This is a genomic window from Streptomyces tardus (assembly GCF_018101125.2).
GTDB lineage: Bacteria > Actinomycetota > Actinomycetes > Streptomycetales > Streptomycetaceae > Streptomyces > Streptomyces tardus.
In genome coordinates this window covers 187,958-208,742 of record NZ_JAELVF020000001.1, presented here as the reverse complement: position 1 = coordinate 208,742, position 20,785 = coordinate 187,958, and the positions used below count along the sequence as shown (strand labels likewise).

At 71.1% G+C, this 20,785-nt stretch carries 14 protein-coding genes; 11 read left to right on the top strand and 3 right to left on the bottom strand.

All coding sequences use genetic code 11. The features are described from left to right. Window positions 1-73 precede the first annotated feature (73 nt). From JGS22_RS00850 to JGS22_RS00810, 9 genes are all read left to right on the top strand, one after another. Entirely contained in the window at window positions 74-1,096 is a 1,023-nt protein-coding gene (locus JGS22_RS00850; protein ID WP_211038697.1) for a methionine synthase, read from the top strand. Between the two features lie 15 nt (window positions 1,097-1,111). Then, on the top strand, window positions 1,112-3,289 hold the full coding sequence (gene ligA, locus JGS22_RS00845; protein WP_211038696.1) for an NAD-dependent DNA ligase LigA: 2,178 nt from the start codon (window positions 1,112-1,114) through the stop codon (window positions 3,287-3,289). A gap of 222 nt (window positions 3,290-3,511) precedes the next feature. Continuing rightward, the gene (locus tag JGS22_RS00840) at window positions 3,512-5,809 is read left to right on the top strand and encodes a putative bifunctional diguanylate cyclase/phosphodiesterase (RefSeq protein ID WP_211038695.1); all 2,298 of its coding nucleotides are present in this window, start codon (window positions 3,512-3,514) and stop codon (window positions 5,807-5,809) included. Between the two features lie 133 nt (window positions 5,810-5,942). Then, a complete protein-coding gene (gene gatC, locus JGS22_RS00835; protein WP_211038694.1) occupies window positions 5,943-6,239 on the top strand; it encodes an Asp-tRNA(Asn)/Glu-tRNA(Gln) amidotransferase subunit GatC in 297 nt (98 codons plus the stop codon). Between the two features lie 5 nt (window positions 6,240-6,244). Further along, a complete protein-coding gene (gene gatA, locus JGS22_RS00830; protein ID WP_211038693.1) occupies window positions 6,245-7,747 on the top strand; it encodes an Asp-tRNA(Asn)/Glu-tRNA(Gln) amidotransferase subunit GatA in 1,503 nt (500 codons plus the stop codon). After that, entirely contained in the window at window positions 7,744-7,992 is a 249-nt protein-coding gene (locus tag JGS22_RS00825) for a hypothetical protein (RefSeq protein WP_211038692.1), read from the top strand. Before gatA ends, JGS22_RS00825 begins: the two co-directional genes overlap by 4 nt. A 66-nt stretch (window positions 7,993-8,058) precedes the next feature. Next, entirely contained in the window at window positions 8,059-9,567 is a 1,509-nt protein-coding gene (gene gatB, locus JGS22_RS00820) for an Asp-tRNA(Asn)/Glu-tRNA(Gln) amidotransferase subunit GatB (protein ID WP_211038691.1), read from the top strand. A 322-nt stretch (window positions 9,568-9,889) separates the two neighbouring features. Continuing rightward, entirely contained in the window at window positions 9,890-10,060 is a 171-nt protein-coding gene (locus JGS22_RS00815; RefSeq protein ID WP_211039594.1) for a hypothetical protein, read from the top strand. Window positions 10,061-10,130: 70 nt separating this feature from the next. Continuing rightward, window positions 10,131-13,268, top strand: coding sequence for a helix-turn-helix transcriptional regulator (locus JGS22_RS00810; protein WP_308405449.1), 3,138 nt, complete (start codon window positions 10,131-10,133; stop codon window positions 13,266-13,268). Here the strand turns inward: JGS22_RS00810 and JGS22_RS25775 are convergent. The 3 genes from JGS22_RS25775 to JGS22_RS00800 form a co-directional block, all read right to left on the bottom strand. After that, window positions 13,156-13,398: a DUF6191 domain-containing protein gene (locus JGS22_RS25775; RefSeq protein WP_236073269.1), complete on the bottom strand. Its 243-nt coding sequence runs from the start codon at window positions 13,396-13,398 to the stop codon at window positions 13,156-13,158. The genes JGS22_RS00810 and JGS22_RS25775 overlap by 113 nt on opposite strands. A gap of 87 nt (window positions 13,399-13,485) precedes the next feature. Continuing rightward, window positions 13,486-14,628, bottom strand: coding sequence for a PQQ-dependent sugar dehydrogenase (locus tag JGS22_RS00805; protein WP_211039620.1), 1,143 nt, complete (start codon window positions 14,626-14,628; stop codon window positions 13,486-13,488). Between the two features lie 340 nt (window positions 14,629-14,968). Then, window positions 14,969-16,006 carry an aldo/keto reductase gene (locus JGS22_RS00800; protein ID WP_211039595.1) on the bottom strand — a complete coding sequence of 346 codons (1,038 nt, stop codon included), beginning with the start codon at window positions 16,004-16,006 and terminating at the stop codon, window positions 14,969-14,971. Between the two features lie 152 nt (window positions 16,007-16,158). On the opposite strand from JGS22_RS00800, the gene JGS22_RS00795 reads away from it, so the two are divergent. Then, on the top strand, window positions 16,159-17,097 hold the full coding sequence (locus tag JGS22_RS00795) for a 2-hydroxyacid dehydrogenase (protein WP_211039596.1): 939 nt from the start codon (window positions 16,159-16,161) through the stop codon (window positions 17,095-17,097). A gap of 506 nt (window positions 17,098-17,603) precedes the next feature. Then, on the top strand, window positions 17,604-20,528 hold the full coding sequence (locus JGS22_RS00790) for a putative bifunctional diguanylate cyclase/phosphodiesterase (protein ID WP_211039621.1): 2,925 nt from the start codon (window positions 17,604-17,606) through the stop codon (window positions 20,526-20,528). The last annotated feature ends 257 nt before the right edge of the window (window positions 20,529-20,785 follow it).

The window sequence follows — 20,785 nt, the reverse complement described above, 5'->3', positions numbered from 1 at the left end:
CACCGGCCGCGCCCGGCCGTCGGAGCAGGCAGGCGGGAGCGGGGGCCGGTACGGGATTCCGTAGGCTTCGGGCGTGAGTGAGACAGGGAAGTTCAGCTGGGGCCCCGGCACCGCGACCGGGATCGGTTCGATGCCCGGCGAGGACGTCAGGGAGTCGGTCAAGACCGTCGTCGAGAGCCTCGATGCGCTGCCGTATCTGCCCGAACTGCCCGCCCGGGGGCCGGGCGCCGACATGGTCGGCCGCACTGCGGGGCTGCTGGTGGAGCTGTACGCGCACCTCCAGCCCAGCGGTTGGCGGATCGCCGACCGGCCCGGCCGGGACACCCGGCGGGCGCGCGCCTGGCTGGGCGAGGACCTGGACGCGCTGGAGGAGTTCACCCAGGGCTACCGGGGCCCGCTCAAGGTCTCGGCCGTCGGACCGTGGACGCTCGCCGCCTCGATGGAGCTGCGCGGCGGGGAGGCGATGCTCTCGGACGCCGGTGCCTGCCGCGACCTGGCCGGTTCACTCGCCGAGGGACTGCGCGGCCACCTCGCCGAGCTGCGGCGCCGGGTCCCCGGCGCCGAGCCCGTACTCCAGCTCGACGAGCCCTCGTTGACCGCGGTGCTGGCCGGCCGGGTGGCGAGTGCGAGCGGCTACCGCACCCACCGTGCCGTGGACCGCGCGGTGGTGGAGGGCGTGCTGCGGGACTTCGTCGCGGTGGCCGACGGGGCGCCCGTGGTGGTGCACTCCTGCGCTCCGGACGTGCCGTTCGCGCTGCTGTGCAGAGCGGGGGTCACGGGCATCTCCTTCGACGCGGCCCTGCTGACCGAGCGTGACGACGAGACGCTGGGCGAGGCCGTCGAGGGCGGCACGGCGCTGTTCGCGGGCGTCGTACCGGGCGCCGGGAGCGACGCGGCGGAATTGTCAGACCCGGACGGTAGCGTCTCGGGAGTCAGGTCGCTGTGGCGCAGGTTGGGCCTGTCGCCGGGGCTGCTCACCGAATCGGTGGTGGTCTCCCCTTCGTGCGGGCTCGCCGGGGCCTCTCCGGCGTACGCCCGGCGCGCCCTCGCCCACTGCGCCCGGTCGGCGAGATCCCTCGCCAACGACCCTGAGTAACGGGAGGAACTGACGGTGGCTGCCGAAGAGACAGGCGTACCGGCCGAGGCACAGCAGCGGCACGCGGCCCTGGCCGAGGAGGTCGACGAGCACCGCTTCCGGTACTACGTGAAGGACGCCCCGGTCGTCAGCGACGCCGAATTCGACCGGCTGCTGCGGGAGTTGGAGGCGCTGGAGGAGCGGTACAGCTCGCTGCGCACTCCGCAGTCGCCCACCCAGCAGGTGGCCCGCCGCTACGAGACGGAGTTCACCGAGGTCGCCCACCGCGAGCGGATGCTCTCGCTGGACAACGCCTTCGACGAGGACGAGCTCGACTCCTGGGCCGACCGGATCGCGCGTGAGCTGGAAGGCCTGTCCTACCACTTCCTCTGCGAGCACAAGATCGACGGGCTCGCGGTCAACCTCACCTACGAGCAGGGTCGGCTGGTGCGGGCCGCCACCCGGGGCGACGGCCGCACCGGCGAGGACATCACCCCCAACGTCCGCACGCTGGAGGACATTCCGCACCGGCTGAGCGGCGAGCGGGTGCCCGACCTCGTCGAGGTGCGCGGCGAGGTCTACTTCCCGATGGAGAGCTTCAGCGAGCTCAACGCCCGCCTGGTCGGCGAGGGCAAGACCCCCTTTGCCAACCCGCGGAACGCCGCGGCCGGTTCACTGCGCCAGAAGGACCCGAAGGTCACCGCCACGCGCCCGCTGCGCATGCTGGTGCACGGCATCGGCGCGCTGGAGGGCGAGAGCATGAGCCGGCTCTCCGAGGCGTACGAGCTGCTGGCCGAGTGGGGACTGCCGACCTCTCGGTACAACCGGGTGGTCGATTCGCTCGAAGGTGTACGGAAGTTCATCAAGGACGCCGCCACCAACCGGCGCGGTATGGCGCACGAGATCGACGGCGCGGTCGTCAAGCTCGACGAGATCCCGCTCCAGGGGCGGCTGGGTTCGACCTCCCGGGCGCCGCGTTGGGCGATCGCCTGGAAGTTCCCACCCGAAGAGGTGAACACCGAACTCGTCGACATCAGGGTCGGTGTCGGCCGGACCGGCAGAGTCACGCCCTACGCAGTGGTGGCGCCGGTGACGGTGGCCGGCAGCGAGGTGGAGTTCGCCACTCTGCACAACCAGGAAGTGGTGCGCGCCAAGGGTGTGTTCATCGGTGACACGGTGGTGCTGCGCAAGGCGGGCGACGTCATCCCGGAGATCCTCGGGCCGGTGGCGGACCTGAGGGACGGCAGCGAGCGCGAGTTCGTGATGCCCTCCCACTGCCCGGACTGCGACACCGAGCTGCGGGCGATGAAGGAGGGAGACATCGACCTCCGCTGCCCCAACGCCCGTTCCTGCCCCGCCCAGTTGCGCGAGCGGCTCTTCTACCTCGCCGGGCGCAAATCGCTGGACATCGAGCATTTCGGCTATGTCGCAGCCGCCGCCCTCACCCAGCCGCTGGAGCCCGGGGAACCCCCGCTGCGCGACGAGGGCGGGCTGTTCGACCTGACGGTGGAGCAGCTGCTGCCCATCAAGACCTACGTGCTCGACCAGGACAGCGGGCTGCCCAAGCGCGATCCGGAGTCCGGCGAGCCGAAGGTCGTCACCCTCTTCGCCAACCAGAAGGGCGAGCCCAGGAAGAACACCCTGGCGCTGCTGGAGAACATCCGCGCGGCGAAGGAGCGCCCGCTCGCGCGGGTCATCACCGGTCTGTCCATCCGGCACGTCGGCCCGGTCGCCGCCGAGGCGCTGGCGCGCAAGTTCCGATCGCTGGAGCGCATCGCCGAGGCGGAGGAGACGGAGCTCGCCGTCACCGAGGGTGTCGGCCCGACGATCGCGGCGTCCCTCAAGAGCTGGTTCGCGGAGGAGTGGCACCGCGAGATCGTGGAGCGCTGGCGTGCCGCCGGAGTGCGCATGGAGGAGGAGGGCGGCGAGGACAGCGGGCCGAGACCGCTGGACGGCCTCACCGTCGTGGTGACCGGCACCCTGGACTCCTACACCCGCGACGCGGCGCGGGACGCGCTTCAGGAGCAGGGCGCGAAGGTGACCGGATCGGTGTCGAAGAAGACCCACTTCGTCGTCGCCGGCGCGAGCCCGGGATCCAAGTACGACAAGGCCGTCCAGCTCAAGGTGCCCCTCCTGGACGACGCCGGTCTCGGCGTCCTGCTGGCCGACGGGCCCGATGCGGCCAGGGAAAGTGCGGTAAACCCGACTGAATAGCCTGGGCAGTTGGGTAACGTTCGACTGAACGGCCGTACGGAGCGCCCTGGTTGACTCGCCGTCACCTTTCCGGTGGACGCGGGAGAGGGGCCTGGTGGGGCGGTGTCCGGGTCCGCGGGGCCGGGCTTTCGGCCACCCGGCGACTGCTGCCGCGAAGCGGGCGCCACCAGCAGCTTCCGCGCGCCCGCCGTGGCATGGCACTGAAGGCCGGGAGAGGGACGCATGCAGCAGAATCCGCAGGACCGGGCGGCGCGAGCGAGAACTCGCCCTCCCCGTCCCGGTTTCGCGGGTCCCCAGGAGCGGCACTCACAGAGAGTGAAGCCTTCTCGGTTGTACGGTGCGCGGGAGGACCAGCGCTTCGCGCTGCCCGCTCTGGCCGTCGTCGGCGCGCTCCTCGCACTGCTGATCGGTGTCTACCGGGTGCTCGACGACGGCCGGGCGCTCTTCCCCGGCAGCACGGTCGGTTGGGGCCTGGCCATCCTGACCGGCATCATCGTCGGCCATCTCGTCGCGCTCGGGCGCGACCGCTGGTGGGGCGGCACCGGTTCGGGTGCCGCCCTCACTCTGGCGGTGCTGCTGCTGTACGGCTGGGTGCCGGCCGCGCTCGTCAGCCTCGTCCTGGTCGTCCTGGTCGCGGTCGCCCGCCGCAGCCGTCGCCGGGAGGCGCTGGTGCACGGCGCCGCCGACATCCTCGGCATCGGCGCCTCGGCGCTCACCATGGCCGCCTTCGGCACCTCCCACTCGGTCGAGTCACCCTGGACGCCGGGGGACTGGCAGCCGGCGGCGGTTCCCGAGGTGCTCATCGCCGCCTGCACCTATCTGCTGGTCACCCGGCTGCTGTTGTGGTTCTGCCTCTCACCGCGCGGCGGCGGCCTGCCGACTGCCACGCGGGGCGCCCTGGTCCGTCAGGCCCTGCTCTGCGTCGCCCTGCTCGGGCTCTCGCCGCTGATCGTGGTGGTGGCGGCCCATATGCCGCTGCTGCTCCCGCTGTTCGCCATACCGCTGATCGCCGTCGACTCCACCCTGTGGATGGCGCGGGCGCGCGCCGAGGAGCAGCTGCGCGACCCCCTGACCGGTCTGCCGAACCGCATGTGGCTCCTGGAGCGGGCCCGCGTGGCTCTGGACGAGGCCGAGCGGCAGCAGGCGAAGTCCGCTCTCGTCCTGATAGACCTCGACCGGTTCCGCTCCGTCAACGACACCCTCGGTCATCTCGCCGGCGACCGGCTGCTGTTGCAGATCGCCGACCGGCTCCGCCTCGCACTGCCCCGGGGCGCGGAGGCGGCCCGTCTCGGCGGCGACGAGTTCGCCGTACTGCTGCCGCAGACCCACTCGGCCACGAGCGCCCAGCGCTCCGCCCGCACCCTGGTGGCCGCGCTCGGTTCACCGCTGGACCTGGACGGGCTGACGCTGGTCCTGGAGGCGAGTGCCGGCGTCGCGGTCTTCCCCGACCACGCGGACGAGGCGGAGGGGCTGCTGCGCCGTGCCGACGTGGCCATGTACGCGGCGAAGCGGGACCGCAGCGGCGTGGAGGTCTACGACAGCCACCGCGACGGCAACACCCCGGACCGGCTTGGCCTGTTGGGCGATCTGCGCCGCGCCCTGGACGCCGGCGAGGTGGAGCTGCACTACCAGCCCAAGGTGCGGTTCAACGGTGAGGTCGCAGGGCTGGAGGCACTGGTGCGGTGGCGGCACCCGGAGCGCGGCAGGGTACCGCCGGACGAGTTCATCGCCATAGCGGAGAGCTCCGGGCTGATGCCGCGGCTGACCGAGTACGTGCTGGAGACCGCGCTGCTCCAGGTCGCCAACTGGCGGGCGGCCGGCCTGGACGTCCCGGTCGCTGTCAACGTCTCCCCGAGGGATGTGCACAGCCCGGGCTTCGCCGGTTCCGTCGCAGCCCGGCTCGCCCGGCACGGCGTACCGGCCTCCGCGCTCCAGTTGGAGATCACCGAGCACGTGCTCCTGGAGGAGCCCCAGCAGGCGGCGGCCACCCTGGCCGCGTTGACCGGCCACGGCGTCAAGATGTCCCTGGACGACTTCGGCACCGGATACTCCTCGCTGGTGCATCTGCGACGGCTGCCGGTCAGCGAGTTGAAGATCGACCGCTCCTTCGTCGCCCGGCTGGCGATCGACACCCAGGACGCCGAGATCGTCCGCTGCACCATCGACCTCGCCCACTCGCTCGGCCTGCTGGTGGTGGCCGAGGGCGTGGAGGACGACGAGACCTGGGAGCGCCTCCGGGACCTGGGCTGCGACGCCGTACAGGGCTGGCTGGTCTCGGCCGCGCTGCCGCCGGCCGAGGCGACGTCCTGGCTGAGGGCCCGCGACTCGGTGCGGGCGCCGGCGCCGGCGCCGGCGCCGCCAGCGCTCGACCAGGACCCGGAGCGGGCCGAGCCCGCGTCGGTTCCGGCCCCGGCCGAGCCGCCCGCGGAGAGCACGGGCGCGGAGCGGGACCCCGCCGAGACCCAGCCGATGCGCAAGCCGCTGTCGCAGCAGGGCAGAGCGGGCCGCGGCCGGAGTTGAGGCCCGCGCCGGCTCCTGCCGCGGCCCGCTCCCCACGGGCGGGCGGCATCCAGTGCGCCGCGCGCCATAGGATTGGGCAACCGATCCGGAGCCACTCCGGACCAGACTGCCGAGAACCCCTAAGGATCGCCGCATGCCTGGCATTACGCGCGAGGAGGTCGCTCACCTCGCCCGGCTGGCTCGCCTGGAGCTGAAGGACGAGGAGCTCGACCACTTCGCCGGACAGCTCGACGACATCATCGGAGCGGTCGCCGCCGTCTCCGAGGTCGCCGACGAGGATGTTCCGCCGACCTCGCACCCGCTTCCACTGACCAACGTGATGCGCCCGGACGAGGTCCGGCCGAGTCTCACCGCGGACCAGGCGCTCTCCGGCGCCCCCGCGCAGGAGCAGCAGCGTTTCAAGGTCCCGCAGATCCTGGGCGAGGAGTGACCGGCATGGCTGATCTGACCAGACTGACCGCGGCCGAGACCGCGGCGCGCATCGCTGCCGGCGACGTCACCGCCGTCGAGGTCGCCGAGGCCCACCTGGCCCGTATCGAGGCCGTCGACGAGAAGGTGCACGCCTTCCTGCACGTCGACCGGGAGGGCGCGCTGGCCGCCGCCCGCCGGGTGGACGAGAAGCGGGAGCGCGGCGAGAAGCTCGGCCCGCTGGCCGGCGTCCCGCTGGCGCTGAAGGACATCTTCACCACCGAGGGAGTGCCGACGACGGTCGGCTCCAAGATCCTCGAAGGGTGGATCCCACCGTACGACGCGACGGTCACCCGCAGGCTCAAGGAAGCCGACGTGGTGATCCTCGGCAAGACCAACATGGACGAGTTCGCGATGGGCTCCTCCACGGAGAACAGCGCGTACGGCCCCACCGGCAACCCCTGGGACCTCACCCGCATTCCGGGCGGCTCCGGCGGCGGTTCCTCTGCCGCGCTCGCCTCCTTCCAGGCCCCGCTGGCGATCGGCACCGACACCGGCGGATCCATCCGCCAGCCGGCCGCCGTGACCGCGACCGTGGGTGTGAAGCCGACGTACGGCGGTGTCTCCCGCTACGGCATGGTCGCCTTCTCCTCCTCGCTCGACCAGGGCGGCCCCTGCGCCCGTACCGTCCTTGACGCCGCGCTGCTGCACGAGGCGATCGCCGGACACGACGCGATGGACTCCACCTCCATCGACGCCGCTGTCCCGCAGGTCGTCGCCGCGGCGCGGGAGGGCCGTGAGGGCGGCGTCGGCGGTATGCGCGTCGGCGTCGTCAAGGAGTTCGCCGGCGAGGGCTACCAGGCCGGCGTGATGCAGCGGTTCGAGGAATCGGTGGAGCTGCTGCGGGAGTTGGGCGCCGAGATCGTCGAGATCTCCTGCCCGTCCTTCACCAAGGCCCTGGCCGCGTACTACCTGATCGCGCCCAGCGAGTGCTCCTCCAACCTGGCCCGCTTCGACGCCATGCGCTACGGCCTGCGGGTCGGCGACGACGGCACGCGTTCGGCCGAGGACGTCACCGCGCTCACCCGTGAGGCGGGCTTCGGTGACGAGGTCAAGCGGCGCGTCATGCTGGGCACCTACGCGCTCAGCTCGGGCTACTACGACGCGTACTACGGCTCGGCGCAGAAGGTCCGCACCCTGATCACCCGGGACTTCGAGCGGGCCTTCGAGTCGGTGGACGTGCTCGTCTCGCCGACCACCCCGACCACCGCCTTCCCGATCGGTGAGCGGGCGGACGACCCGATGGCGATGTACCTCGCCGACCTGTGCACCATCCCGTCCAACCTGGCCGGCAACGCGGCGATGTCCCTGCCGTGCGGTCTGGCGCCCGAGGACGGGCTGCCGGTGGGGCTGCAGATCATCGCCCCCGCCATGGCCGATGACCGCCTCTACCGTGTGGGTGCGGCCGTGGAGGCCGCTTTCCAGGCACGGTGGGGACACCCGCTGCTTGAGGAGGCACCGTCACTGTGAGCAAGATCAACAAGGCCAAGAGCTTCAAGAAGTCCAAGGCCGGCACCTACCTGTCCATCGGCACCACGCTGTTCGGCGCGGTGAGCGTCGCGAAGCAGCTGAAGACCGCCCGCTACGAGCACGACAGGCTCCAGCTCGTGGACGCGGTCGTCTCCGCGGCGGCCATCGCCACCGGTATCGCGCTGTTGGTGCGTGAGCTGCGCCGGATCAGCAACGAGGGCGACCTCGATGTACTCGCGGACTGAAACGCACGGCGCGAGGGGCACCCGCCCCGCGCTGAGCGCTTCGAGCAAGGTGAAAGGCAAACTTCCGTGACTGTCACTGACCTGGTGTCGTACGAGGACGTGCTCGCGTCCTACGACCCCGTCATGGGCCTCGAGGTCCATGTCGAGCTCGGCACCAACACCAAGATGTTCTGCGGGTGTTCGACGACGCTCGGCGCCGACGCCAACACCCAGACCTGCCCCACCTGCCTGGGACTGCCCGGCTCGCTGCCGGTGGTCAACGCGACCGGGGTCGAGTCCGCGATCCGTATCGGCCTCGCGCTGAACTGCGAGATCGCACAGTGGTGCCGCTTCGCCCGGAAGAACTACTTCTATCCGGACATGCCGAAGAACTTCCAGACCTCCCAGTACGACGAGCCGATCGCCTTCAACGGCTTCCTCGACGTCCAGTTGGAGGACGGCGAGGTCTTCCGCGTGGAGATCGAGCGCGCCCACATGGAGGAGGACACCGGGAAGTCGACGCACATCGGCGGTGCCACGGGCCGTATCCACGGCGCCTCGCACTCGCTGCTCGACTACAACCGGGCCGGCATCCCGCTCATCGAGATCGTCACCAGGCCGATCGTCGGCGCGGGCGCCCGCGCGCCCGAGGTGGCCAAGGCGTACGTCGCCGAGCTGCGCGAGCTCATCAAGGCGCTCGGAGTCTCCGAAGCGCGCATGGAGATGGGCCAGATGCGCTGCGACGTGAACCTCTCGCTGCGGCCGATCGGCCGGGAGAAGTTCGGCACCCGCAGCGAGACGAAGAACGTCAACTCGCTGCGCAGCGTGGAGCGGGCCACCCGCTTCGAGATGCAGCGCCACGCGGGCGTGCTGAACGCCGGCGGCACCATCCTCCAGGAGACCCGCCACTTCCACGAGGAGGACGGCTCCACCACCTCGGGCCGGATCAAGGAGGAGGCGGAGGACTACCGGTACTTCCCCGAGCCCGACCTGGTGCCGGTGGCGCCGAGCCGGGAATGGGTGGAGGAGCTGCGCGGCACACTGCCTGAGCTGCCGCGTCTTCGCCGCAACCGGCTGCGCGAGGAGTGGGGCATCTCCGAGCACGAGATGCAGTCGGTCCTGAACGCCGGGGCGCTGGACCCGATCCTCGCCACGATCGACGCCGGTGCGCCGGCCGACCAGTCCCGCAAGTGGTGGATGGGCGAGCTCGCCCGCCGTGCCAACGAGGACGGCGTCGACCTCGGGTCGTTGCCGATCACGCCCGAACAGGTCGCGCGGCTCTGCGAGTTGGTGGCAGAGGGCTCGCTCAACGACAAGCTGGCGCGGCAGACCATCGAGGGCGTGCTGGCCGGAGAGGGCACGCCCGACGAGGTCGTCGACAAGCGCGGCCTGAAGGTCGTCTCCGACGAGGGCGCGCTCGGCAAGGCGGTGGACGAGGCCATCGAGGGCAACGCCGCCATCGCGGACAAGATCCGCGGGGGCAAGGTCGCGGCGGCCGGAGCCCTGGTCGGAGCTGTCATGAAGGCCACCAGGGGCCAGGCGGACGCCGCGCGGGTCCGGGAGCTGATCCTGGAGAAGCTGGGCGTCGAGGGCTGAGGCCGCTGCCGGGACAGTGGTCTCGGAGCACGGTCGGCGAGGGCCGGGCGGTACGTCGCGTTGCGGCGTACGGTCCGGCCCTCGTGGTGTGGTGTGGGGGTGGGGGAAGGCGGTGATCGCGGGGGTCTCGTTCATCGACTAAGGAGGAGAAACGCCTGAATGCCTAGGCATCTAAGGAGGCTTGCTTAGTTGAGGCGCCTTCTCTAAGGCATATCGGGTCGATAGATCAGGCAGTCGCCCGATGTGACCAGGCCACCTCAGAGGGGATTCTTGAGTCATCACAACGAGGAGCCGGTGAATCCGGTGAAGAGGAGAGCCCGTCATGCAGCAGCACACGATCGTCTACCAGTCCCGTATCGCCGACCTGCACGCCGCGGCAGAGGCAGACCGGCTTGCCCGTGAGGTCGTGCGGGCCGAGGCGGCCCAGTCGCTTGCCGACCGCGTGGCAGAGCGCGTTGCCGAGCGCGCCCGTCGCTGGGTGAAGGCTGCCTGACCGGCGGTCCGGCAGCTCACCCGCGACAGGCCCTGCCGTGTTTCCTGTGCCCCATGCGATGCTCGGACCTGTGCAGGCATCGAGCATCAGCCCCGTATTCGTCGGCCGCCAGGCCGAGTTGTCCACCCTCGAACGAGCCCTCTCCCGTGCCGGCACCGGTGAGCCACAGCTCCTGGTCGTCGGTGGCGAGGCTGGAGTGGGCAAGAGCCGGCTCATCGAGGAGTTCCTCGATGTCGTGCGGGAGTCCGGTGCGGTCGCCGCTGTGGGCGGCTGCATCGAGATCGGAGCCGAAGGGCTGCCGTTCGCGCCGGTGTCGACCGTGCTGCGTTCACTGCACCGAGAGCTGGGTGAAGAGCTCACCGACGCCGCCGCCGGACAGGAGGGCGAGCTCGCGCGGCTGTTGCCCGAGTTGGGCGACGCCGCCCGGGAGTTCCGCGAGGAGGACGGTCGTGCGCGACTCTTCGAGTTGAGCGGTCGGCTGCTGGAAGCCCTTGCGCAGGATCGAACCCTGGTTCTCGTGATCGAGGACCTGCACTGGGCGGACCGCTCCACCCGCGAGATGCTCGCCTACCTCCTCCGATCGCTGCACCGTTCGCGGCTGGTGCTCGTCGCCACCTACCGTTCCGACGACATCCACCGACGGCACCCGCTGAGGCCCTTCCTCGCCGAGCTCGACCGACTGCGTTCCGTGCAGCGGATCGAGCTGCCCCGGCTCAGCCAGGACGAGGTGCGTGCTCAGATCGCCGGTATCCAGGGGGTGCGCGAGCCCGAGCCCGAGCTGGTGGAGCAGATATTCGAGCGGTCCGAGGGAAACCCGTTCTTCGTCGAGGAGTTGGCCACCAGCCGTGGCGACTCCGACATCAGCGATTCGCTGCGCGATCTGCTGCTGGTCCGGGTGGAGGCGCTGCCCGAGATCGCCCAGCAGGTGGTCCGGCTGGTGGCCGAAGGCGGGTCCACTGTGGAGTACCAGCTGCTCGCCGAGGTGGCCGAGGAGACGCAGAGCGAGTTGATAGGCGCCCTGCGCGCAGCCGTCGAGGCAAAGGTGCTGGCACCCACGGAGGACGGCGAAGGCTATCGCTTCCGCCACGCCTTGGTCCGTGAAGCGGTCTGCGACGATCTGCTGCCGGGCGAGCGCAGCGCGCTCAACCGCAGATACGCCGAGGCTCTCGCCTCAACTCCCGAGCTGGTCAGGACCGATCAGCGCGCCGCTCGTCTCGCCAGCTACTGGTACTACGCGCACGACGTCGCCAAGGCGCTGCCTGCGGTGCTGGAGGCCGCAGTGCAGGCGAGGCGCCGCTATGCCTTCGCCGAGCAGCTGCGCCTGCTGGACAGGGCGCTGGAGCAGTGGGAGGACGCGGACTGGGAGACACGTCTGGATGTGCGTCCGCCGGACCAGGTCGGCGCTTACCCGGTCTGCGGCGCGACGGACGAGTCGGTTCGCTATCTGGATCTTCTCGCGGAGGCCGCGCATGCGGCGCTGATGGCCGGAGAGCGCAAGCGTGCGCTCGCTGTGATCAAGCAGGCCCAGCGGCTGCTGGACAAGCACGACGATCCGCTGCGCAAGGCGTGGTTCTGGATTCAGCGCTCGAAGTTGATGGAGGGCACCGGAAAGGGTGACGGCTGGCCGGAGTTGAGCCAGGCGCAGGATCTGGTGCACGGGCTGGACCCGTCCCCGGTGCACGCCGAGGTGCTGGCCCATACGGCGGCCTGGGAGGCCAATCACAACCCCCGCGCCGACAATCTGGCCACCGCGCAGCGCGCGGTCGAGCTCGCCTCCGTCGTCGGGGCCGAGAGCGTCGAGCTGCACGCCAGGCTGACCCTCGGCGGGCGGATGGTCGATTCCGGGGACATCACCGAGGGCCTGGAGGTGATGGCGGAGGCGGTCAAGCGGGTCTGCGAGCGCGGCTATGTGGCGATCCTGGGCCGTGCCCACATCAACTACGCGGGCACCCTGGACCACGTCGGCCGCTACGAGCAGGCGCTGGAGGTCCTGGAGGACGGCATCGCGCGCGCCCACGAGTACGGCCTCCAGGACACCAAGGCATGGCTGCACGGCAACCGCGCCGCGACGCTGTGCATGCTCGGTCGGTGGGACGAGGTGACCGAGGCGATCGAGCAGATCCGTCGGCTTGCCCAGGGGGTCAAGCCCCGCGCCTTCGCGGCGCTGCGTGCCGGCCAGCTCGCCGTCTACCGGGGAGACACCGGCCTCGCCTCACAGGAGCTCGCCGAGGCGCGCAAATGGTACGGCCCGCACGATCCGCAGCCGCAGTACGTCATCCCGCTGGCTCGGCTGGAGTTGGAGATCGAGGCGGCCAGGGGGAGGGTCGAGGAGACCCGGGCCATCCTCAGGCAGGCCGTGGAGAACGGCTTCCCCATGGGCATGGAGGGGTACGGCTGGCCGTTGCTCTTCGCCGCCGCGTCCGCCGAATCCGACCTGCGGGGCCTGCCGTCCGCTGAGCCGGCGCGGGCGGAAGTGCTCGAGCTGATCGAAGAGGCGGCCCGGCGGCTGCCCCGGCTGGTCCCGCTCTCCGCCGCCTACGGACTGCTGACCGACGCGGAGTTGCTGCGGGCGGCCGGGAAGTCCCGTTCGGACCGCTGGGCGGAGGCGGTGGTGGCGTTGGAGGCGATGCCCTGTCCGTTCCCGCTGGCCCAGGCCCGGTACCGCCTGGCCGAGGCGCTTCTCGGGGAGAAGGAAGGGCCGGAGTGGCGCGGGAAGGCGGCGCGGGTGCTGGTCGACGCCTACCGCGTCTCGTCCCGGCTGGACGCCCGTCCACTGAGCGAGCGGATCGAGCAGCTCGCACTGCGGGCCCGTATCTCGCTGGCGGAGCCGGAGCACGGCGCCGCCGAGCAGGTCACCGAGAGCGCCTGCGAGCAGGAGGAGGACGCCGTCGAGGAGCGGGAGAAGGAGCTGGAGGCGTTCGGCCTCACCCGCCGGGAGCGGGCGGTGCTCGCGCTGGTGGCCGTCGGGCGCACCAACCGCCAGATCGCCCAGGAGCTCTTCATCTCACCCAAGACAGCGAGCGTGCACGTCTCCAACATTCTGTCGAAGCTCTCGGTGACCGGCAGGGGAGAGGCAGCCGCGATGGCGCACCGCCTCAGACTGCTTCCGGGTCCCGCTGCCGAGGCGCCTGCGCGGAGTCGATCGGCAGGTTCTCCGAGTGGCGGTGCCTCGGCGGCAGCACCGCCTGCTGCTCGGGCAGAGAAATGAGAATGCGGCCGGAGTCCAGATCGACCTGACCCCTCGCCGGGTCGTTGCTGCCGTCCTCGTAACGCGTGTGCTCCAGCTGCTGCTTCTCGTCCTCGGCAAGCTGGGCGCCGGGGTTGAACACTTCCTCCATGGGACCGAACACTCTCGGGCTCCTTCCCGGTCGAGGGCAGCGTGGCTGTCCACCGTGCGCGGCCGGGCCGGCGGGCCGAAATCGGAGTCAGCGCACCTTCAGCTTCAGAATACGGTCGTCGCCCTTCTCGGGGTCCCCGCGGCCGTCTGTGTTGCTGGTCACCAGCCACAGACCGTCGCTGCCGTCGGACACCACGGTGCGAAGCCGCCCGTGATCACCCTCGAGGAACGCCTCGGGCTTCGCCAGCGGCTTTTCGCCGTCCAGCGGGATGCGCCACAGCCGTTCGCCGCGCAGGCCCGCCATCCACAGCGATCCCTTGGCCCAGGCGAGCCCGCTGGGTGAGGCCTCTTCGGTGGTCCACTGCGCCACCGGGTCGGTGAAGCCCGTCTGCCCGCCCTCGCCCTTGCCCTCGACCTCGGGCCAGCCGTAGTTCTTGCCGGGCTTGACGAGGTTCAGCTCGTCCCACTCGTTCTGCCCGAACTCCGAGGCCCAGAGCCGCTTCTCGCGATCCCAGGCGAGCCCCTGCACGTTGCGGTGGCCGAGCGAGAGGACGACCGAGTCGTCCTCCGCGTTGCCGTCCTCGGGCGGGGATCCGTCCGGCTGCATCCGCAGGATCTTGCCGGCGGGGGACTCCTTGTCCTGAGAGCGGTCGGGAGCCCCTGCGTCCCCGGTGCCGACGTAGAGCATCTCGTCGGGGCCGAAGGCGATACGGCCGCCGTTGTGTGTGCCGGACTTGGGGAGGTCGCTGAACACCTTGCTGGGGGCGCCCAGTTGCTGGCCCTGCGACTTCTTGGGGTTGTAGAGCATCCGCACGATGCGGTTGTCGGAGGCGCTGGTGTAGTAGGCGTAGACGTAGTTGTCGTTCACCGCGAGGCCCAGCAGGCCGCCTTCGCCCTCTGCCTCCACACCCGGGACCTCGCCCAGCTCGGTCTTCTTGCCGCTCTCCCCGTCGACCCGGACGATCTTGCCGCTGTCGCGGGAGGAGACCAGCAGATCCCCTTCCGGCAGGGCGGCGAGCCCCCAGGGAGAGTCGAGACCGGTGGTGACCGTGGTGGTGACCTCCACCTTGCCCTTGGCGGGGGGCAGACGCCGGCCGGCGGAGGGGGAGTTCTCCGAGCTCGCCTCCGGGCTGCTCTGCTGCTCGGAGGGTGTGGTCGGGCTGCCGCTCCCGGCCTCGCCGTCCTCGTCCTTCGCGGCCGGGCCGCCGGCGCACGCGGTGGCGGCCAGCATGACGGTGGCGGCCAGCAGCGCGGTCGAACCAGAGCGTCGCACAGCGTGATCCTCTCCTCGGGCGGTGGCCTCCAGCACACCACACGAGGGGTACGTCCGGCAGGCCCGCGGAAGTTCCCGAACCGCGTCGCGCTCTCCCGCCCTCCTTGCCACGGGGCCCCGTGTCGCAAGGGCCGCCCGTACGCTCCGTCCGCCGTGTCCTGCCCCGGGCGGGCGCCCCCCCACCCGACCCCACCGCTCATCCGCCCGGACGTGTCGCGCGCCATCGGGGTCGCGCGCCATCTGGATCGCGCCCCATCGGGGTCGCGCCCCATCCGGGCGGGGCGGAGGGCGAGGCGGCTCAGTCCCAGGAGCCCCGGGCGGCGGGGAGTTCGGCTATCTCGTGCAGATCGGCTTCGTTCAGCCGCACTGCGGCGGCCCTGGCGTTCTCGCTCGCCCAGGCCGCTTTCTTGGTGCCCGGTACGGGGATGACCGCCGACCCCTGGGCCAACAGCCACGCCAGCGCGATCTGCGCGGTGGTGGTCTCGGCGCCGGCCGTGCTGTGCCGTTGGGCGATGCGCCGCAGACCGGCAACTATGGGCTGGTTCTCGGCCATCATCTCGGCGGTGAAGCGCGGGTGTCGGGCCCGCAGGTCGTCGGGTTCGAAGCCGCTGCCGGGTGTCAGCCGGCCGGTGAGGAAACCGTTGCCGAGCGGCATCGCGGCCAGCAGCGTCACGCCGCGCGCCGAGCACCAGGGCAGCAGCGCTCCCAGGGCGTCCGGTGACCACACCGACAACTCCGCTTCCACGGCACTCACCGGGAACACCTGTTGGAGCCGCCCGAGCAGCCGTACGGTCGGGTCGTGCAGCGTGCCACCTCGTGCGCGACGGTGCGCACGCGCACCGACCGCGCACAGGCCCAGCGCGCGCACCTTGCCGGCCTGTACGAGTTCGGCCATCGCACCCCAGGTCTCCTCGACCGGTACCTCGGGGTCGGCCCGGTGGAGCTGGTAGAGGTCGATGACATCCGTGCCGAGCCGTCGCAACGAGGCGTCGCAGGCGCGCTTCACATGGCTCGGACGGCCGTCGGCGACCAGATGCTGCTCGCCCACCAGAAGCCCGACCTTGGTCGAGACGAACACCTCCGTCCGGCGCGCCCTCAGCAGCCGTCCGACCAGCAGCTCGTTGGTGAACGGCCCGTACATGTCGGCGGTGTCGAGGAGGGTGGGTGCCACGACCCCCGGCCGCATCTCCGCGTTGGTGTCCAGGACCGCGTTGAGCGCGCGCAGCGACTCCTCACCGCTCTGCTGCGAGGTCGTGTACGCCCAACTCATCGGCATGCAGCCCAGACCGATCGCCGCCACCTCCAGCGCCCCCGCGCCGATCGTTCTGCGCTCCACCTGGACGTGCTCCCTCCCTGGCCGTTCGAGGCCCCAAACTAACCGGTCGTCCCGCGCCGTCCCGTGGTGCCCTGAGGAGAGCTCGGACGCCCGCCCCCGCACGCTCCCGTGCAGCCCTGCCCGCTGTCGGCAGGGACGGCTAGCCTGCTGGTATGTCCCCACTTGACGTATGGCTTCCGTTCCCGGCCTCTGAGACAGAGGGTCTGCCGTCCTCCTTCCAGTACCGCTTCTGGGACGGCTCGAAGGACTTTCCCGCGGACCCCGCGGAGTGCGCGTTCTATGTCGTCCCCTACATGAAGGGGCCGGATGTCGCGGTGCGTCCGCTGCCGGAGATGAAGCAGCTCCGGGTGATCCAGACGGTGACCGCGGGCATCGACCATGTCACGCCGGGGCTGGCGGGGTTGGCGCCGGGGGTGCGGTTGTGCAACGCGCGAGGTGTGCACGACGCGAGCACCTCGGAGCTCGCCCTCACTCTCACTCTCGCCTCGCTGCGCGGGGTGCCCGGTTTTGTGCGGGACCAGGCGGAGAGGCGCTGGCAGGCGGTCAGGCTGCCGGCCCTGGCGGACAAGCGGGTGCTGATCGTCGGTTACGGCTCGATCGGCCGCGCGGTCGAGGAGAGGCTGATTCCCTTCGAGGTGGCCCGGGTCGACCGGATCGCGCGCACATCCCGCGAGTCGGAGCACGGTCCGGTGCACGGGTTGGGTGAGTTGGCCGGCCTGCTGCCCTCGGCGGACGTGGTGATCCTGGTGACTCCGCTCACCGAGCAGACGCGGGGGATGGTGGACGCCGCGTTCCTCGGGCGGATGAAGGACGGGGCGCTGCTGGTGAATGTCGGCCGCGGCCCCGTGGTGGACACCGGCGCGCTGCTTGCGGAGCTGGGTTCCGGCCGGCTGCGGGCCGCGCTGGATGTGACAGATCCTGAACCACTCCCCGCCGACCACCCGTTGTGGGATGCGCCGGGTCTGCTGCTCACTCCCCATGTCGGTGGTCTGTCGTCCGCGTTCATGCCTCGTGCGCGGCGGCTTCTGGCTGCCCAGATCGGCCGGTTCGCAGCGGGGGAGGAGCTGGAGCATGTGGTCGCCACGACCTGACAGACCTGACAGACCTGGCAGGCCTGACAGACCTGGCGGGCCCCGGACTTCGGCTGTGACCCGGACCCGGGCCGGCCGCTCGGCGGCCCGGGCCGGGGCGTGCGATCGGCCCCGTGTTGAGGCCCCGGACGTGTGACGGACGATGCCGGGCTCTGTTGACCCGGTACGCGCGGTGACGACCCGCGCTCTGCCGGGGAGCCGTGCGCCGAAGCCTCGGCGGGCCGGTGCAGCGCGCTGACATGGGGGCGTACGGGGTCTTTGGGCCGCTCATACAGCACGCTTCGAACGCGGATGTGTGCGCTGCGTAGCAGAATACCCCGAGTAAGTCACGCTGCGTAGAGGTGCTATGTCCCTGAGTGACGGATCTGGTGTATCGTCCGGACGGGTCGATACCGGGACACCCAGGGGGGCGACGGGCGAATGTGCGGTCAATGGACGAACTGCCGGATAAGGGCGGGCGGTTGGGTGACGCCAAGCGCACGTCCACCATGCGGGGAGGCGACGCGATGAGTGCTCAGCAGCCGGCAGTGGTGCGCCACGCCGTGGGCTTTCCGCCGCAGCTCGCACTCCAGTGCGTGCTGATCATCGCCTGCGCGGGCTACGCCGCGGGCGCCTCGATGGGCTGGGGATCGGACCGACTCGCCCTGGTGATGGGTGACTTCGGCCTCGCCGCCGCGGCCATGGTCGCCGCGTGCTCCTGCCTGCTCTACGCGCGCAGGTCGCGCGACCGTCACCGTACGGCGTGGCTGCTCTTCGGTCTCTCGTCCTCGATGGTCTGCCTGGGCAATGCGGTGTGGGGCTGGTACGAGGTGGTCCTCGGCCTGCCCGTACCCACCGTCTCGCTGGCCGACTTCTTCTTCCTGGCCTTCGCACCCTCGGCGGTCATCGGCCTCCTGGTGCTCGCCAAGCGTCCGGCGAACAGGGCGGGTTGGCTCTGCCTGGGCCTCGACGCCTGGCTGATCGCCGGCTCCCTGGTCACCCTCTCCTGGAGCCTGGCGCTCGCGCACGGCGACACCTGGCGGCACGGCTCGATGATGCACGCCTCTCTTCAACTGGCCTACCCGCTCATGGACATCGCACTGGTCAGCATGGTCCTGGCGCTGCACTTCCGGCGCACCGGCGCGCACCGCTCGGCGATCAACACCGCGATCGGCGCGCTCGCGCTCACGGTGCTGTGCGACGCCCTCTTCACCACGCCGCTGTTCCAGCAGAGCTACCAGTCCGGGCAGTTGCTCGACGCGGGCTGGTTCGCCGGTTCGCTGCTGCTGGCCTACGCGCCGTGGGCGGGCGGGCCCGCCGGCGGCTCGGGCGCACCGGCCGCCACTCAGCAGGGCGAGGTGGGCCCGGGTGATCCCCGGCTCGCGACCAGCCCGCTGGCCGCGCTCACTCCGTATCTCGCCGCCGCGGTCTGCACCCTGGGGGTGCTCTACAACTTCGGCGACGGCCGCGAGGTCGACCACGTGGTGATCGTGGCGGCCTGCAGCGTCGTGCTCGCGCTGGTGGTCCGACAGGGGGTGATGCTGCTCGACAACGTGCGGCTCACCCGTGAACTGGCCCAGAAGGAGAGCCACTTCCGTTCACTGGTACAGGGTTCGAGCGATGTGATCATGATCGCCTCCTCCGACGGTGTCCTGACCTATGTGAGCCCCGCCGCCGCCGGCGTGTACGGTCGACCGGCCGACGAGCTGGTGGGCTCTCCGCTGTCCGCGCTGATCCACCACGAGGACCTGGGGCGCTTTCTGCACGAGGTGCGCCGCTACCTGACCACCCCGCCCGAGCGGGAGACCTCCGCCCGGATCGAGTGCCGCTTCCAGCACGGCAACGGCAGCTGGCTCAATGTCGAGTCGACCGTCAGCCGCTACCGGGACGGCCTGATCTTCAACAGTCGGGACGTCACCGAACGGGTCCGCCTCCAGGCCCAGTTGCAGCACAGCGCCTCGCACGACGCACTCACCGACCTGCCCAACAGGGCGCTGTTCACCGAGCGGGTCAAGCAGGCGCTGAGCGGGCGCAGAGGCAGCGACGGCCCCGACCGGGACGCCGCCGTTCTCTACATCGACCTCGACGGCTTCAAGGCAGTCAACGACACCGTCGGCCACCAGGCCGGCGACGAGCTGCTGGTGCAGGCCGGCCGTCGGCTGCTGGACTCGATCCGCGCCCAGGACACGGCGGCCAGGCTCGGCGGGGACGAGTTCGCCACCCTGATCCTGGGTGAGGGCGAGTACGACCGGGCCGAGCGCGAGATGCGGGTTCTGGAGATCGCCGACCGGCTGCGGGTCAAGCTCAGTGAGCCGTACCGTCTGGAGGGCGACAACGAGGTGCGGGTCGCCGCCTCGATCGGCGTCGCCTTCGCCGAACCCGGTATCGAGCCCGCGGAGCTGACGCGCAACGCCGACCTGGCCATGTACCGCGCCAAACAGGCCGGCAAGGGGCGGGTGGAGCTCTACGCGCCGCAGCTGCAGGCCGAGATGGCCCGTCGCACCCAGCTGACCAGCCGGCTGCGCACCGCGCTGAGCGAGGGCGAGTTCGTACTGCTGCACCAACCGGTGGTCTCGCTGAACAGCGGCGAGGTGTCGGCCGTGGCGGCCCAGGCGCGGTGGCGCTCCTCGCAGGGAGTGCTCTTCACGCCGGCGGAGTTCCTGCGGGAGGGCGAGCGGCGCGGCAGCTCGGGCCGTGCGGCGGACCGTATCGCCGAAGTGGACCGCTGGCTGCTCCGGGAGGCGGTGGCGATGGCCGCCGCGCGTCGGGGCAGGGGCGCCGAGGTCCCGGTCGCCGTGCGGGTGCCCACGGCGCGGCTCGCCGACCGGGCGCTGGACCGTGCCGCCTTCGAGCAGCTGCTCACCCGCCACGGACTGGCTCCGGAGTCGGTGATGCTGGAGCTGTGCGAGCACGATCCGCGGGTCCCGCTGGAGGACCTGGAGTCCAGGCTGACGGCGCTGCGCCGGCTCGGGGTCCGTATCTCCGTGGACGCGCTGGGCAGCGGCTATGGCACCGTGGCCGCGCTGCGGGCACTGCCCGTGGACGTACTGCGGCTCGACCGCGACCTGGTGCAGGGCGTCATCGAGTCGCCGCGACTGCGGAAGCTGACGTCGGGGCTGCTGAGGATCGCCGGCGAGCTGGGGGTGGACTCCTATGCCGACGGCGTCGATCTGCCCGAACAGGCCGCCGCGCTGCGGGCGATGGGCTGTACGCACGCGCAGGGCGAGGTCTTCACCGGGCCGCTGGACGAGCATCGGCTGCGGCGGGCGCTGACTTCGGGCGTGTATCCCCTGCCGCCCGTCGGAGTGCCCACGCAGCCCGCCCGCGGCGGTGGCCGCTCGGTGGTGGTCGCGGGCGCGCTCCCGGTCCGCCGCGGGGGCGCGGCCAGCCCCGATCCCGTCATCCATTCCCCGCTGCGCCCACATTCTGAGACGCCGGTCCCACCCACTTGACACTGAGTGCCTGCTCGGAGGAAGGTCTGTGGCATGCGCACCCGACTTCTCGTAATTGGAAAGCGCGTCGGCTGAGCCGGACACACCCGTCTGGATCTCACAGCGGACGCGCTCCCCTCGCTTGCCTCACGGCACGAGGGGTTTTTTGTTGCACCAACGATCTGGAGCAACTACCCCAAACCACCATCCTTCACCCAGGGTTGGTCTCGAGGAGCCGTACGGTGCGTGACACTCGGTACCGGAGTTGTGCCTCACCG